At 70.7% G+C, this 16,020-nt stretch carries 13 protein-coding genes; 11 read left to right on the top strand and 2 right to left on the bottom strand.

The features are described from left to right. Positions 1-153 precede the first annotated feature (153 nt). The 6 genes from ACFSE6_RS04145 to ACFSE6_RS04120 all read left to right on the top strand — a co-directional run bounded on the left by ACFSE6_RS04145 (position 154) and on the right by ACFSE6_RS04120 (position 7,456). Complete coding sequence (locus ACFSE6_RS04145; protein WP_388002459.1) at positions 154-1,689, top strand: methyltransferase domain-containing protein; 1,536 nt, start codon at positions 154-156, stop codon at positions 1,687-1,689. Positions 1,690-1,717: 28 nt separating this feature from the next. Continuing rightward, the gene (locus tag ACFSE6_RS04140) at positions 1,718-2,011 is read left to right on the top strand and encodes a hypothetical protein (protein ID WP_388002458.1); all 294 of its coding nucleotides are present in this window, start codon (positions 1,718-1,720) and stop codon (positions 2,009-2,011) included. A 14-nt stretch (positions 2,012-2,025) separates the two neighbouring features. After that, positions 2,026-4,020, top strand: coding sequence for a glycosyltransferase family 2 protein (locus tag ACFSE6_RS04135; protein ID WP_388002456.1), 1,995 nt, complete (start codon positions 2,026-2,028; stop codon positions 4,018-4,020). Then, positions 4,017-4,799 (top strand): NAD-dependent epimerase/dehydratase family protein, encoded by a 783-nt coding sequence (locus tag ACFSE6_RS04130; protein WP_388002454.1) that lies wholly within the window; start codon positions 4,017-4,019, stop codon positions 4,797-4,799. The genes ACFSE6_RS04135 and ACFSE6_RS04130 overlap by 4 nt, the downstream gene beginning before the upstream one ends. A 97-nt stretch (positions 4,800-4,896) precedes the next feature. After that, the gene (locus ACFSE6_RS04125; RefSeq protein WP_388002452.1) at positions 4,897-5,589 is read left to right on the top strand and encodes an IspD/TarI family cytidylyltransferase; all 693 of its coding nucleotides are present in this window, start codon (positions 4,897-4,899) and stop codon (positions 5,587-5,589) included. A gap of 7 nt (positions 5,590-5,596) precedes the next feature. Then, a complete protein-coding gene (locus tag ACFSE6_RS04120) occupies positions 5,597-7,456 on the top strand; it encodes a glycosyltransferase (RefSeq protein WP_388002450.1) in 1,860 nt (619 codons plus the stop codon). 33 nt (positions 7,457-7,489) lie between these two features. On the opposite strand, the gene rfbB is transcribed toward ACFSE6_RS04120, so the two are convergent. Both rfbB and ACFSE6_RS04110 read right to left on the bottom strand, forming a co-directional pair. Continuing rightward, a complete protein-coding gene (gene rfbB / locus ACFSE6_RS04115) occupies positions 7,490-8,482 on the bottom strand; it encodes a dTDP-glucose 4,6-dehydratase (protein WP_388002448.1) in 993 nt (330 codons plus the stop codon). Between the two features lie 83 nt (positions 8,483-8,565). Further along, positions 8,566-9,195, bottom strand: a complete 630-nt coding sequence (locus ACFSE6_RS04110) for a dTDP-4-dehydrorhamnose 3,5-epimerase family protein (protein ID WP_388002447.1) — start codon at positions 9,193-9,195, stop codon at positions 8,566-8,568. A 171-nt stretch (positions 9,196-9,366) separates the two neighbouring features. On the opposite strand from ACFSE6_RS04110, the gene ACFSE6_RS04105 reads away from it, so the two are divergent. The 5 genes from ACFSE6_RS04105 to ACFSE6_RS04085 all read left to right on the top strand — a co-directional run bounded on the left by ACFSE6_RS04105 (position 9,367) and on the right by ACFSE6_RS04085 (position 16,013). After that, the gene (locus tag ACFSE6_RS04105) at positions 9,367-9,990 is read left to right on the top strand and encodes a sulfotransferase family 2 domain-containing protein (protein ID WP_388002446.1); all 624 of its coding nucleotides are present in this window, start codon (positions 9,367-9,369) and stop codon (positions 9,988-9,990) included. A gap of 45 nt (positions 9,991-10,035) precedes the next feature. Then, positions 10,036-10,881 (top strand): dTDP-4-dehydrorhamnose reductase, encoded by an 846-nt coding sequence (rfbD, locus tag ACFSE6_RS04100; protein ID WP_388002445.1) that lies wholly within the window; start codon positions 10,036-10,038, stop codon positions 10,879-10,881. Between the two features lie 127 nt (positions 10,882-11,008). Continuing rightward, a complete protein-coding gene (locus ACFSE6_RS04095) occupies positions 11,009-13,144 on the top strand; it encodes an N-acetylmuramoyl-L-alanine amidase (RefSeq protein WP_388002444.1) in 2,136 nt (711 codons plus the stop codon). 41 nt (positions 13,145-13,185) lie between these two features. Further along, the gene (locus ACFSE6_RS04090; RefSeq protein ID WP_388002443.1) at positions 13,186-14,907 is read left to right on the top strand and encodes a glycosyltransferase family 39 protein; all 1,722 of its coding nucleotides are present in this window, start codon (positions 13,186-13,188) and stop codon (positions 14,905-14,907) included. Beyond that, positions 14,904-16,013, top strand: coding sequence for a glycosyltransferase (locus ACFSE6_RS04085; protein WP_388002442.1), 1,110 nt, complete (start codon positions 14,904-14,906; stop codon positions 16,011-16,013). Before ACFSE6_RS04090 ends, ACFSE6_RS04085 begins: the two co-directional genes overlap by 4 nt. The last annotated feature ends 7 nt before the right edge of the window (positions 16,014-16,020 follow it).

The raw sequence follows: 16,020 nt of genomic DNA, 5'->3' as shown, positions 1-16,020 counted from the left end.
TGTCCGGACAGTGAACCAGACGCGAGGTGCGGCCCGACGGACCGGGCCGGCGCCCGCAGACTATGCCGCCGCGCGTGCTCAGGATGTGCCCAGGGAGCCCTGGCTACACTCGCAGGATCCGTCCAGCCCCACCCCGAGTCGCAAGGAGGGTCGGTGCCCACACCTCTCGCCACGAGGCGGCTGCTCATGGTCCGCCTGCCGGGCACGGACGTTCCCTCCGGAACGCTCGACGTCAACTTCGACGGGCATCGAGTCTGGTCGACACCCGTCCGGTGGAATCTGGGCTCGGCGATCGCGGTGGCCTGGCCGCGTGCGCTGCGCCCCTACCTGCACGGTCGCACGTACCTGACCATCACCTCTTCCTCGACCGGGGAGGAGATCGCCGCAGGGCAGGTGCGATTCCCCGGCTCGGGCCGGGTGAGCGTGACGGACAAGCGCGGGCGGTGGCTCTCGATCAACAAGTGGGATCGCCTCGGCCCCACCTTGGACAGCGACACCTCGGGCGCCGTCCAGGACAGGTTGCTCGACAACGCGACCGCGTTGGTTGCCCGGCTGCAGGAGTGGGGCTACCCGGTCTACGCCGTCGGAGGCACTCTCCTCGGCGCGTTGCGCAACGGGCAGCTGATGCCGCACGACGACGACATCGACCTCGCCTGGCTCAGTGACCGCTCGTCCCTGACCGACGTCTCGCTCGCCAGCTACGAGATGCAACGCCGGCTCGAGGCGGACGGGCTGACCGTGGTGCGGCACTCGCTGGCCCACCTGCAGGTGACGTACTTCGACGAGGACGGGTTCACCGACCACTACATCGACGTCTTCACCGGGTTCCACACCGAGGACGGCCTCTACAACCAGCCCTTCGCACTGCGTGGCGAGCTGCCGCGCGAATCCTTGGTGCCGACCTCGACGCTCGAGGTGGGCGGGCGCGAACTGCCCGCGCCGGCCTCGCCGGAAGACTGGTGCGCCTTCGCCTACGGGCCGAACTGGCTCGTGCCCGACCCGTCGTTCAAGTTCGTCACCCCGCCGAGCACACTGCGGCTGTTCGAGACACGCTTCGGCGTCTACAACCGACAGCGGGTCTGGTGGGAGAAGTACTACGAACAGCTCCCGGCACGCGAGAGCTCGCAGCTGTCCGAGGACGAGGCCGACTCGGTGGCCGAGTTCCTGCGCCGGCTGCCGGAACGGGCCGAGGTGATCGAGCTCGGCTGCGGCGACGGCCGGCTGACGGAGCGCATCGCGGCGGCCGGCCACCGCCTGCGCGCGTTCGACTACAGCCACGAGGCGCTGCGGATCGCTCGGCAGACCCGGCCGGAGAATGTCGAGTACGGCTACCTCAACGCCAACGACCGCCACGACATGCTCGCTCTCGCCCTGGACCTGCTGGACGAGGGGCGGGACCACTACGTCTTCGCCGGATCGATGCTGCACGACGTGCCGCAGAACGGCCGCGAGTCCATCTACGTGTTCCTCCGGGCGATCCTGAACGAGCGCACCTTCGCCTTCTTCACGTTCTTCACCGACCCGCACCCGCAGTACGACTCGCAGGTGCCCGAGACCTGGCACCTGCGCCTGAAGACACTGCACAGCGAGACACGGCGCTTCGGCCTGTCGTTCCACTCCCTCGGGGCGGTCAGGGTCGACACGCCCTACGGCAGACGCACCAGGCAGACCGTTCTCGTGTGGCGCTGACACGACCGAACTCACGAAGGGGCAATCCATGAAGGACGCCATCGGCCGTCTCGCGCGGCGTATCGCTCCGCGCACGATGACCAACCTCGAGACCATCAGCCGGTGGGACTCGGAGTACGAGGACCACGGACCGCGGATCGTCGTCTACGAGCGCGAGCTGCGCGAGCTGCGCCGCGAGGTGGACGCGATGCGCCGCGAGCAGCGCCGCGTCGTCGAGCTCTACGACGCCGTGTTCGAGCACGCCCGCCGCACCGGTGCCTCGGCTGACGGATCGGACGCGGTGGCCGGTCACGGCCCGGACGAGTCCGGTCGCGGCGCCTGAGTCGAGGGTCTGCCGTGAAGAAGGTCTCCGTCGTCGTCCCTGCCTACTGTCCGGGCGAGGGCATCAACCGGGTGGTCCGGTCGATCGAGAAGCAGACCCTGCCCCAGGACGAGTTCGAGCTGATCATCGTCGACGACGGCTCACCCGATGACACCTGGGAGCGGCTGCAGGCGATCCGGGACAGCCACGACAACGTCCGCATCGAGCGGATCGAGAACTCCGGCTGGCCCTCGCGGCCGCGCAACGTCGGCATCGACATGGCCGAGGGCGAGTACGTGCTGTTCATGGACCACGACGACGCCCTCTTCGAGGACGGGCTGCGCGCCTCGTACGACTTCGCCAAGGCCAACGACGCCGACGTGCTCAGCCCCAAGGAGTCCAAGACCTCCGACGTCGGGTGGGGGATCGGGAACTACAGCGGCAACATCGACAACGCCCGGCCTACCCGCGGCGTGGGCGCGCTCTTCCCGATGATGCCGCACAAGTTCTACCGCACCGCGTTCCTCCGTGACCACCGCATCCGTTTCCCCGAGGGGCGGCGGATGCTCTGGGAGGACGTCTACTTCAACATCTCCGCCTACAAGCACGCGCAGGTCATCTCGATCCTGTCCGAGACCCCGGTGTACCTGTGGGTCGAGACGGAGCAGAACAACTCGGCCACTTACGGCCCGCGGGACGAGGAGTTCTGGCAGAAGCTCCGGCTGCTCTACGACTTCATCGACCGCGAGCTGCCCGCCGAGGAGTTCGCCGCGGCACGCGGGTCGATGATGCGCCACCAGTACAACACCCGGATCGTCGGACGGTTCTGGCGCGAGCTCGCTCAGCCGGGCGAGGACTGGATCGATATGGCGCTCGGACACCTGCACGCCCTCCAGGAGCGGTACCTCCCACCCGAGGTCGACGCGCAGATGCCGCCGCTGACGCGGCCGCGCGCACACCTGCTGCGCCACGGACGCATCGATCTCGCCCGGCGCCTCCGAGCCGAGGAGAACGGGCTCGCCGGCCGCAGCCGCACCAGCGAGGTCAGCTGGGACGGCGAGGCCCTGACGATCCACACCACCGCCCGCTGGTCCACCGCGGACGACAAGCCGCTGGTGCTGCTCCGGCGCGGCGACCGCCTGGTCCGGTCCGTGCCCGACGACGTCGCCGCCGTCGTTCCCGAGGCCTACCTCGACGTCACCGACGAGATCCGTAAGGCCCGGTCACTGCTCACCGTCCGTGACCGGAAGCAGAAGGTCACCTGGGAGCTGCCGACCGACAGCGAGATCGTCGTCGAGCCGCTCAACTCCGAGGACGCGGGCGGGAACGCGGCACGCGCCGACGCCGTCACCGTCACCGTCCGCGCCACCGCCACGGTCGACCTGCGCTCGGGCGCCGGAGGGCGGCCGCTGGCCGGTCCGCTGTGGGACTTCCACGCCAAGAACGTGCTGCTCGGCACGAGCCTGCACAAGTCGGTCCTCACCCGCACGCCACCGCAGGTGGCGCTGCTGCGGGGACGCAGCGCCGTCGCCTACACGAACAAGTCCGGTCACCTCAGCCTCGACCTCGCGCAGAAGGTCCGCAGCGTCGTCGCGGACGCGACCGCACAGGTCGACGGCGCCCGGTTCGTCCCGGCGGGCCGCGGCGGCCTGTACCGGTTCGACCTCCCGCTGGCCGGGGTGCGCACGGCAGGCCGGACCGCCCTGGTCGGAAGCATCTCGTTGAGCCCGGCCGGCTCGTTGCCCGCCCGCGTGGCGCTCAGCGGTCGGCTGCACACCGTTCCCAAGGTCGGGCCTGTCCTGCACCGCGCCCTGGGAGCCAAGCCCGCGCGCCTCGTCGGCGACGCCGACGGCGCCCGGATCGAGGGTCTCGTCCGCGCACTTCCCGGCACCTACCATGTCGCCTTCCGCTTCCAAGGCAGGACCGTGGTGAGCCCGCTGCTGCTGCGCGTCCCCCTGCGGGCGGCCGGCCGGACGCCGCGGTTCGAGCTCGCGGACAGCCCAGGCACCACCACGGACGGAGAACGATGACCAGCGCCCTGATCGGCCACACCGGCTTCGTCGGATCGAACTTCGCGCTCCAGCACGATTTCGACGACACCTACAACACGCGCAACATCGCGGACATCGCCGGCAAGCGCTACGACCTCGTGGTCAGCGCCGCCAACCGTGCCGACTCGCACCGGATCAACCACGGAGCCGGCGAGCAGGATCGTGCCGAGATCGAGGACTACGTCGAGCTGCTCTCCCGGGTGGAGATCGGCAAACTGGTGCTGGTCTCGACCGTCTCGCTGTATCCGCCGCTGACGAGCCCCGACGAGGACACCAAGGTCACCGAGCAGGGCCTGCAGCCCTACGGTGCCAACCGGGCCTGGCAGGAGCACGCGCTGGCCGAGCGGTTCGACACGCTCATCCTGCGCCTGCCCCAGCTCTACGGCGCCAACGTCAAGAAGGGCATCGTTTACGACCTGCTCAACGACTACCGCGTCGAGCACATCCGTCCCCACCTGGAGTTCCAGCACTACGACCTCGGCCGTGTCTGGGCGGACACCAGCCTCGCCCTCGAGGCAGGGCTGGACGCCCTCAACATCGCCACGCCGCCGCTGAAGTCAGGAACGGTCGCCGAGGAGGTGTTCGGTGTGGACATCTGGGCCCAGCACGCCGACGTGGTGGAGACCCCCGAGACGCTCGGATACACCCGGGACATGCGCACCAGGCACGCGTCGCTGTTCGACGGGCCGGAGGGTTATCTCATGACCGCCGAGGAGGAGTTGGCCGGTATCCGCGCGTTCGTGGAGAGCAGGCGCTGACCGCACCGCGTCGCGCCGCCGTGCGGTCGCGGCGGGCGGTGGTGCGGCACGATGGTCGGTCATCCTCCGGTGATGCGCCGGAGACGAGGAGGTAGAGATGTACGACGGCAAGCGGGTCTCGGCGATCGTCACGTGCGCCGGGAAGGGCACGCGATTCGGGAGCAACAAGCTGCTGGAGACGATCGGCGGCCGGACGATCCTGGAGAAGACGGTCCGGGAGTTCGTCCACCCGTCCATCGACGAGATCATCGTGACCATCAGCGCCGAGAACCGCGAGGTCTACAGCGACATCCTGGTGGCGCAGGCTGCGCTGCCGGTCACCCTCGTGGACGGCGGCGCCGAGCGCTTCATCTCCGCAAAGCTCGGCCTCGAGGCCACCACCGGCGACCTCGTCCTCGTGCACGACGGCGTCCGCCCGTTCGTCAACGCCGACCTCATCGACCGGGCGCTCGCCGCCGGCAACACCTACGGTGCGGCCATGCTCGGCACCCCGACCGTGGTCCAGCTCAAGCTCGTCGACGACGACGGTTACGTCACCGGGTCCCTGGACCGCAGTCACAGCTGGCTCGGCCAGACGCCGCAGGTCTTCCGCCGCGACCTGCTCGAGCAGGCCTACACCCGCGCCATCGAGGACCGGTACTCCCGGGTCAGCGACGACGCCGACCTGGTCGCCGAGTACACCGGCCACCGCGTGAAGATCGAGCCCGGCGAGGACTGGAACATCAAGATCACCACGCCCACCGACATGGTCGTGGCGGACCGGATCATGGCCCACCGGACGGAACGGTGAGGGACCGGTGAAGGTCAGCGTCGTCGTTCCGACCTACCGGCCGCAGCACCTCGACCGCGTCCTGGACTCGCTCGACGCACAGACCCTCCCGGCCGGCGACCACGAGCTGATCCTCGCTGACGACGGCTCCGGCGAGGACCACGTGGCGAGGCTGCGTGAGGTCGCGGCGCGCCGGGCGTACACGCGGCTCCTCGAGCTCGACCACACCGGCTGGCCCGGCCACCCGCGCAACGCCGGACTTGAGGCCGCGCAGGGCGAGTACGTGCTGTTCATGGACCACGACGACGAGCTCTACCCCGAGGCGCTGGCGGCTGGATACGCCTACGCGAGCGCGCACGACGCCGACGTCCTGGCCGGTAAGGAGACGCGCACCGACCAGGCCAAGTGGGCGCTCGAGGTGTACACGGCCAACCGCCCCGACGCCGCGGCCGACCGCGACCACGGGCGGCATCCGCTGCTGCCGACGAACCCGCACAAGCTGTACCGCCGTCGGTTCCTGCTCGAGCACGGCATCCGCTTCCCCGAGGGACGCCGCGTGCTGTGGGAGGACGTCTTCTTCAACATCGACGTCGGCGGCCACCGCCCCCGGGTCGCGATCCTTGCCGAGACGCCCTTCTACCACTGGGTGCGCGGCGGCCGGACCGCCTCCTCCAGCTACGGCGAGGATCTCGAGGAGTTCTGGTACTGGCTCGAGCAGATCTTCGCCCGCACCGACGAGATCCTCGGTGCCGACCCGGACGAGGAGGCCCTGGCTCGCCAGCACGAGCAGATGCGCTGGTACCAGTTCCGCCACCGCATGATGCCGAACCTGGGTGCCGGGTTCTTCGCCGCCCCGCCGCGCCGGCGCCGCAGCGCCGAGGAGATCGCGGGCCGGATCCTGGCCGAACGCATCCCGCCGCGACTCGACGCCGACCTACCCGTACGGCTGCGCGCCCGCGCCCACCTCGCCCGGGCCGGCGAGTGGGAGCTCCTCGGCGAGCTGTGCGCACTGGACGCCGAGCTGGCGGGCGTCTCGAGCGTCGAGGACACCTCGTGGAACGCGGACGGCACCCTCAGGATCGAGGCGACGGCACGCTGGACCGTGCGGGGCGGGGGACCGCCACCACTGGTGCGCACCGAGGACGGCGGCATCCGCCTGGCGCTACCGACCTACCTGCACGAGGCGCTGCCGGAGGAGCTGCAGGACGTCACCGCCGAGGTACACCAGGCCGCCTCGGCCCTTGCCGTCCGCTCCCGGGCCGACGGCGTCACCTGGCAGCTGCCCACCACGTGCGAGGTCGAGGTCGCCGGAGAGCCCGGGGACGCCGCCGAGGTCACGGTGCGCGCTGTCGCCGAGCTCGATCCGGCCACCGCGGCGCTCGGTCGCCCGCTGGGCGCCGGCGTGTGGGACGTCGGCGCCCGCAACGAGCTCTTCGGCGTGCTCAACCAACGTGGGCTGCGCACCTCCCGGCCGGCGCGCGTCGCCCTCGTCGACGGCGAGACTCGGGTGGCCTACCGGACCGGGTCCGGGATGCTCGCCGTCGACCTCGGCCAACACACCCGCAGCCTCATCGGGTCCGCCGGGACCCGGGCCGCGCAGGCCCGCGGCCGCCATCGACGGCTCGGCGCCGACGGCTACGAGATCCCCCTCGGTGATCTCACCGCCGTCGGCACGAGCGAGCTGGACGGCTCGGTGGTGCTGCAGCCGCTCGAGGAGCAGCCCGCCACCATCACGGCCGAGCCGGGCGGTCCGGCCGTCCTGAGCGGCCGGCTGCGCGCCCGGCCGGGGCGCTACCGGATGCTCGCACGCTTCTCCGGCCGTCCGGTCGACACCAAGGTCGTCGTCACCGTCGGCAAGGACGGCCGGTTGAGTTTCGAGCAGGGCTGAGCGAGGTCGAGCCGGGGAGCCGCGGCGACGGTGCTACTGGCCGGTCCTGGCGTACTTCGCCTCGACCTCGGCCTTGCGCGGACGCCACCAGTCCTCGTGGCGTCGGTACCACTCGATGGTGTCCGCCAGCCCGGAGCGGAAGTCCGAGAACGTCGGCTCCCAGCCGAGCTGCGTGCGTAGTCGGGTGTTGTCGATCGCGTAGCGCATGTCGTGACCGGGCCGGTCGGCGACGTGGTCGTAGTCGCCCGGGTCGTGGCCCATGAGCTCCAGGATGAGTTCGACGACCTCCTTGTTGTTCTTCTCGCCGTCGGCCCCGATGAGATACGTCTCGCCGATCGTGCCGCGCTCGATGATGCGCCAGACGGCGGTGTTGTGGTCCCGGACGTGGATCCAGTCCCGCACGTTCAGCCCCGCCCCGTACAACTTGGGGCGGATCCCGTCGATGAGGTTGGTGATCTGCCGCGGAATGAACTTCTCGATGTGCTGGTACGGCCCGTAGTTGTTCGAGCAGTTCGAGATGGTCGCCTCGACGCCGAACGAGCGCACCCACGCCCGCACCAGCAGATCGGAGCCCGCCTTGGTCGAGGAGTACGGCGAGGACGGGTTGTACGGCGTGGTCTCGGTGAACTTCGCCGGGTCGTCCAGCTCGAGGTCGCCGTAGACCTCGTCGGTGGAGATGTGGTGATAGCGCACCCCGTGCCGGCGCACCGCCTCGAGCAGGGTGAACGTCCCGACCAGGTTCGTCGTGACGAAGGGGGAGGGATCGTTCAGCGAGTTGTCGTTGTGCGACTCGGCGGCGAAGTGGACCACGACGTCGGACTCGGCGACGAGCGGGTCGACCACGTCCGCGTCGGCGATGTCGCCGCGCACCAGCCGGACGCGGTCGAGGCCGGAGAGGGAGTCGGTGTTGCCGGCGTAGGTGAGCTTGTCCAGGACGGTCACGTCCGCGTCCGGATACGACTCGTGGGTCTGATGGACGAAGTTGGCGCCGATGAATCCGGCGCCGCCGGTGACCAGGACCTTCACGGATGCTCCTTCGGGGCTTGGGGTCGACGATGGTCTCGGGGGAGGACGTCCGACAGCGGCCGCGAGCGGGCGCAGGCTGCGGCTCAGGCGGAGTGGGCGGCCCGCTTGTCCGCCAAGAACCGCTGGACCTCATCGTACGAGGGCAGCAGGCCCTGATCCCGGGCCTCGTTCAGGCCGGGAGCGGCGGCGTCCTTCTCCGAGAGTCGGACCTCCAGCGGCCGGCCGTCGCGGGTCGTCTCCGGCCAGGTGATCCCGACCGTTCGGCACGCCGGGTTGATCCCGTGCTCGCGCCCCGGCGCGTACGGGGCCGAGCAGAGGTAGACCACCGTCGAGTCGTCCTCGAGCGAGCAGAAGGCGTGTCCGAGTCCCTCGGAGACGTAGATCGCGCGTCGGTCGACGTCGTCCAGCAGCACGCTGTCCCACCGGCCGAATGTCGGCGAGCCGACGCGGATGTCGACCACGACGTCGAGCACCGCCCCGCGCGGGCACATGACGTACTTGGCCTGGGACGGCGGCAGGTCGGCGAAGTGGATGCCGCGGACGACGCCGGCGGCCGAGACCGAGGAGTTCGCCTGCTTCAGGTCCAGCGGATGACCGACCGCCTCGGCGAACGGCCCCTCCTTGAACGCTTCGAGGAAGACCCCGCGGGGGTCGCCGAACTGTCGGGGCGTGATCTCCCACGCGTCGGGCACTGTCAGCTCGCGGAACTCCACCGACCACTCCTTGCCGTCCTCGCCTACGCCTGCGACCGTGGGCCACACTAACGGGTGGCGCCCGGCCGCACGCCAGCGCTCAGGTCCTGTCGCCGGTTAGACTCCCCGGCGGCGGGCCGACGGATGCATGGCTGTCGTCCCACTCCCGAGAGAAAGCGAATCCACGACCTCATGCCGGTTTTCAGCAAGGGCGAGAAGGCCATCCTGTTCGTGCACGTGCCGAAGGCCGGCGGATCGGCGATCGAGAACCTGTTCGCCGCGGAAGGCTGGGAGACGACCTACCGCGAGGGCAGGACCGGCAAGTACTCGCACAACTGGTATCGGCACTGCTCGCCGCAGCACATGCACGCGGCGCCTCTACGGGAGACCCTGCGTCTGGACCGGTTCACCGCGATCTTCATGGTGGTCCGCGAGCCGCTGGCGCGGTTCCGGTCCGAGTTCGTCATGCGCAAGCCACGTGAGATGGCCACCGACGTGCAGTCCGTGGACGAATGGTCGAACCGCGCGCTGCGCCTGTACCGCGCCAACCCGTACGCGTTCGACAACCACTTGCGGCCCCAGTCCGAGTTCCTGCTTCCCGGCTCACACGTCTACCGGCTCGAGGACGGGCTGGACGCCGTGGTGCAGGACCTCAACAAGCTGTACGACCTGGGACTTCCGAACCGGGTGCCCCGGGTGCGCGAGTCGACCAAGACCAAGGGGGTGGCGAGCCGGGACATCGAGCTCTCGGGTGAACTCACCACCCGGCTGCGAGCGATGTACGCCCAGGACCTCGTCTCGTTCGGGTACGCCTGAGAGCTGCCGAGGAATCACAGCGGCACCGACCAGAAGGAGATCGTCATGCATTGGCTCGTGACCGGTGCCGGCGGCATGCTCGGGGCCGACCTGACGGCACGGCTCGCGGACTCCGGGCACGAGGTACGAGCAGCACGCCGCGGCGACCTGGACATCACCGACGCGGCCGCCGTGGGCCGCGCTGTGCGTGACGTCGACGTCGTGGCCAACTGCGCCGCCTGGACCGCCGTGGACGACGCCGAGTCGAACGAGGCGGCCGCGTTCACCCTCAACGCGGTCGGTCCGCACCTGCTCGCCCGGGCCGCACGCGAGGCCGGGGCGCGGATCGTCCACGTCTCGACCGACTACGTGTTCGACGGCACGGCGAACACGCCGTACCCGGAGAACCACCCGATGTCGCCTCGGTCGGCCTACGGCCGGACCAAGGCGGCGGGGGAGTGGGCCGTGCGGGCCGAGGCGCCCGACCACCTGGTCGTCCGGACGGCGTGGCTCTACGGCGCCCGCGGCGGCTGCTTCCCGAAGACCATGGCGCGTCTCGCCGGTGAGCGGGACAGCCTCTCGGTCGTCGCCGACCAGGTCGGGCAGCCCACCTGGACGGTGGATCTGGCCGACCTCCTCGTCCGTCTCGTCGATGCCGCGGCACCGGCCGGCACGTATCACGGCACCGCGTCCGGTCGCGTCTCCTGGCACGGTTTCACCCGGGAGATCGTGACCGGGCTGGGTAAGGATCCGGCCATGGTCCACGAGACGACGTCTGAGGCGTTCCCGCGCCCGGCGCCGCGGCCGACGTTCTCGGTCCTCGGGCACGAGGCGTTCTCCCGTACCGGGGTCGCACCCATCGGCGACTGGGCCGAGCGGTGGCGCGTCGCGGCACCGCTCGTTCTCGCCTGACCGGGCCCGCCGGCGGGACGCACCGACCGTCACGACGTCCAAATGCCGGACACGGCGCCGCTCGGGCGGTAGATTCTGCGCCGCGCGGGCGATGCCCGTTGCCTCTCTTTCGCGCGGAAGGACCGCCGTGAACCACCGGTCACACATCGCCTCGTGGAGCGTCGCTCTCGCGCTCGTCCTCACGGCTGTGCCGTCGTCGGCCGCCGGCGCCGAGATACGGCCGGGGACCGGCGAGGGCGAGATCAGCCAGGAGCAGGAGCGCGGCGGCATCACTGACGGTCAGGGCGAGGACCCGAACGGCGACGAGAACAGCGACGACGGCGAGCGCGTGACCGACGACAGCGCGACCGACGAGGGCGCGATCGGCCCGCAGCAGGACGAGACCACCCCGGATTCGGGCACCGGCGGCTCGCCCGACGTGGACGACGGTGCGACGCCGACGATCGTGCCGCTCACCGACCACGCCGGTGAGCCGACCGACCTGGCGGACGACGGAGCCGACGGGCAGCAGGACGGCCCACGGGCGCGGCGTGCACCCGGCGCCGCGGCCCCGTCCGTCCTCACCGATCCGATCGCCGCACCGCGGTTCGTCGTGGCCGCGTTCACCTGGCAGGAGGGGGCGCGCCTGCCGGAGGACGCGCATCTCTTCCTGCGGGTCCTCGAGGACTCCGGCTGGTCCGACTGGCTCGAGGTCGGGGCCGACGACGCCGAACACGGCCGCGCGGGCACCGACCCCTTCCTCACCGGCGGGGCCACAGCCGTTCAGGCCCAGGTCACCGGCACCGCGGCCGCCCTGCCGGCCGATCTCGACCTTCTCCTGGTCCCTGCGAACCCTTCGGGCGAGGCCGCGGCCCTGCGGGACCCCGCGGCGCCCCGCGTCCTGCCGGACGCCTCCGCTCAGGCGCAGCCGCGGGAGCAGAACCTGGGCGACGTGCCGCCGCCCCAGCCACCCGCCCCCGACGCAACCACCCTCGCCCCCGGCGTCGACATCGAGCGGCCGAGCGTCATCGGTCGGGCCGGCTGGGGAGCGGACGAGTCCCTCGAGGAGTGGGATCCCGAGAACGCCAGGTTGCGCGCCGCCGTCGTCCATCACACCGCTGGGACGAACAACTACACCCGGGCCGAGTCCGCCGGGATCGTGCGGGGCATCTACTACTACCACGCGGTCCAGCGCGAGTGGGGCGACATCGGATACAACTTCCTCGTCGACAAGTACGGGCAGATCTTCCAGGGGCGCAAGGGCACGATGGCCGCCCCACCCGGCCAGATGGTCGTCGCCGGGCACGCGCGCGGCTTCAACACCGGCAGCGTCGGCCTGTCCGCCATGGGCGACTACAGCACCGTCCGAGCCCCGCAACTCATCCTGGACCGGATGAACGACGTCATCGCGTGGCAGTTCGGCCGGTCCGGCATCGATCCGAGGTCGCCCAGCGGATTCGTCTCCCCCGGGACCGCCGCCCGGCCGGCCGGGCAGAACCTCCCGCGCATCTTCGCCCACCGCGACGTCGGCGACACCACGTGCCCCGGCGACAACATCTACCGCCGCATCAGCACGATGATCGGCGCCGTGGCCGAGCGGATGCCGGAGTCGAACTTCCTACTCGCCAACCACCCGCGCAATCCCTCGCGAGACATCCGGGCCACGGACGCGCGTCCGCACCTGGAGGTCTACATCGGCGACTGGGACGGAGACGGGCGTCAGACGCCGATGTACCGGGACGGCAACCGTTTCGACGTGTACAACCGCCTCGACACCACGGGCCCACCGGACCGGACGTTCCGGTTCGGCCGCGCCACGGACGCCGTCGTGGTCGGTGACTGGAACGGCAACGGCCGCGACGCCGTCGGGGCCCGTCGTGGCTGGCGGTGGCTGCTGAGCAACACCCTCAGCGCGGGCGCCGACCGCGCCTTCGGCTTCGGCCGGGCCTCGGACACCCCGGTCGTCGGTGACTGGAACGGCAACGGCCGGGACACGGTGGGCCTGCGGCGTGCGGCCACCTGGCTGCTGAGCAACCGACTGGACTCCGTCGTTCATCACACCTTCGTCTTCGGCCGCTCCTCCGACACCCCCCTCGTGGGAGACTGGAACGGCGACGGCCGGGACACCGCCGCCGTCCGCCGCGGCCGTCTCCAGCTCGTGACGAACTCGCACACACGCGCAGCGGACTGGTCGTACACCTACGGCCGGGCCTCGGACGTCGTGCTGAGCGGCGACTGGAACGGCAACGGCACCTCGACGATCGGAGTCCGGCGCGCCGTGTGAGCCGGGGGCGAAAGGAAAGAACAGTTCTGCGATCCCGCGAGATGCCTGCGCACGAGACCGCCGAGGCCCGGCAGCAGTTCGGCCACCGGTCCTACGTCACGGCCCTCGCCCTGCTCACCGTCGTCTTCACGCTGGTCCTGCTCACGTGGGCGTCACTGACCCCCGCCTACCGCTCCTACGACGAGACGAAACACGTCAACAGCGCCGTCCGTCTCGCCTACGGCGGCGGCTGGCCCGCCCCCGGGGACGCCCTCGTCGCACCGTTCATCCGGACGGCGACGTACGAAGGGGCACGGTGGACCAACCGGCCCGGCAGCGACACTCCGTTCGATCGCGACTTCGTCGACGTCACGCCGACCCGGGACGAGGCCCGCAGCCGGGTCGGCCCGCACAACGCCCTGCCGACCACGGATTCCGCGCTCGTCGACCAGATGACGCAGCACCCGCCGCTCTACTACGCCACCGAGGCCGGCCTGATGTCGCTGGTAGGCCAGGAGGACGGCAGGTGGGACGTCCAGCTCCTGGTGCTGCGCCTGGTCAGTGTCGGCATGGTCGCACCGCTGCCCCTCTTCGTCGCTGCGACCACCCGGCGTCTCGGTGGGTCGCGTGCGCTCGCGCTCCTCGCCGCAGCGCTGGCGCTGGCCATTCCGCAGTTGGCCTACATCGGCGGCTCGGTCAACAACGACAACCTCCTCGTGCTGACCGGTGCCGCCGCCACCTACCTCCTCGTCCGCATCGTGCAGGGCGACCTTCGGTACCGCACGCTCCTCCTGGCCGCCCTGGTCGTCGGTGCCGGGCTCATGACCAAGGCCTTCATGGCGTTCTTCGGTCCCGCCTTCGTCCTGGCCGTCCTGCTCGCCCGCGGCGACGTCCGGCTCGCCGGGCGCCTGGGCCGCGGCGCCGTCCTGGGGGCTGCCACGATGGCGACCGGCGGATGGTGGTGGGTGCGCAACTACCTCCTCTACGGCTCGTTCCAGCAGCCCAGCGTCTATCGCCAGCCGGCCGTCGGAGGTGACCGCGCCACGGTGCCCGAGTTCCTCGGGGTCGCGATCGACCGGCTCGCTCACTCCTTCTGGGGCGACCTCGTCGGCACCCCGGAGCTCTTCAGTGACGTGGCCGTCGTCCTGCTGACCGCCGCGCTCGTACTCCTCCTCCTGGCCGGGCTCCTGCCGCGCCGGGCCCGGCCGGCGAGCTGGTTGCTCGTCGGCACCACCGTGCTCGTCCTCGTCATGGTTCTCGTGCGCGGCTACGGCAACCACCTGAGGTACGACCTCTTCCCCGGGCTGCAGGGGCGGTATCTCTTCGTGACGGTGGCCGGACTCCTCGCCGTCGCGGCCGTGGGTGTGGGTGTCCTGCTCCGCACCGAGCGGGCACGCGCGCACGCCACCCTCCTCGCTGCCGGTGCCGGTCTCGGACTCGCCGCCTACGGCCTGGGGTACGCGCTGACGATGTACTACGTCGAAGGGACCGGCGTCGAAGCCCTCATCGAAGGGGTTCGCCGGTGGGTCGCCTGGAGCCCGCTGACCGGCTGGCAGGCCGGCCTGCTGCTGGTGGCGCTCGTCGGTGCCTCGCTCACCCTGCTGGTGGCCTTGGCGCGGGCCACGTGGCGAGCGCCCCGCGGCCCTGGAGACGGCCGAGCCGCCGTCATGACCGGCGAGAGCGCCGCGCCCGCCCGGCACGTCTCGCCCCGGCGAACCGCCCAGGCCGGTACTCTGACCGAGTCGCCCTCACCGCGGACCGGCCGTACTCGAAGGAACCCATGAAACTGTTCGTCCAGGTCCCGTGCCTCAACGAGGAGGACACGCTGCCTGCCGTCCTCGCCACGATTCCCCGGCAGATCCCGGGCATCGACTCCGTCGAGATCCTCGTCATCGACGACGGCTCGACCGACCGCACCGTGGAGGTCGCGCGCGCCCACGGAGTACGGCACATCCTGCGGCACACTCGGAACATGGGACTGGCACGGTCCTTCCGAGACGGCGTGGACTACGCACTCGAGCACGGCGCCGACATCGTGGTGAACACGGACGGGGACAACCAGTACCCCCAGGAACGGATCGGCGATCTCGTCCAGCCGATCGTGCGCGGCGAGGCCGACGTGGTGATCGCAGATCGGCAGACCGCGAAGATCCCGCACTTCTCCCCGTTCAAGAAGCTCATGCAGCGCATCGGGTCCTCGGTGGTCAACCGGGCCGCCGGTACGGACCTGCCGGACGCCGCCAGCGGATTCCGCGCATACTCGAAGGCCTCCCTCGTGCGGCTGAACGTCGTCACGCAGTTCAGCTACTGCATGGAAACGATCATCCAGGCCGGCAACAAGCGGCTGCGGATCGCGTCCGTGCCGGTCACGACGAACGGCAAGACCCGGGAGTCGCGGCTGTTCAAGAACATCTGGCACCACATGTACAAGTCGGGTGCCGCGATCACCCGTTCGTACCTGATGTTCAAGCCGCACGCCGTCCTGGGCACCCTCGGAACGGTCATGCTGATCGTTGCGCTGATCCCGTTCGTGCGGTTCATGATCTTCTGGCTCGCGGGCGACGCGAACGGCCATGTCCAGTCGCTCATCGTCGGCACCGCCATGCTCGTCGGCGCCCTGCTGTGCTTCGCCCTGCTGATCATCGCCGACCTGCTGCGCACCAACCGCGTCCTGCTCGAGGACACCTTGGAACGCCTCAAGGAGGTCCAGTACGGCGAGATCGGGCTCTCCGCCCGCACCCTGCCCGACCCGCCGGCGTCCCGGACACCGCTGCGGGCCGCGCCGCAGCAGCCGGGCGCGTCCGGAGGCCTGCCGGGCACCTCTCGCCCCGTCGACGACACCACCGGCGTCCCGGACCGCACCCGGGTCACCGAAACGGCCACCTCGTAGGAACCGG

The sequence above is a fragment of the Georgenia deserti genome, assembly GCF_042680605.1.
Taxonomy (GTDB): domain Bacteria; phylum Actinomycetota; class Actinomycetes; order Actinomycetales; family Actinomycetaceae; genus Allobogoriella; species Allobogoriella deserti.
This window is presented reverse-complemented; position numbering and strand designations above follow the sequence as displayed.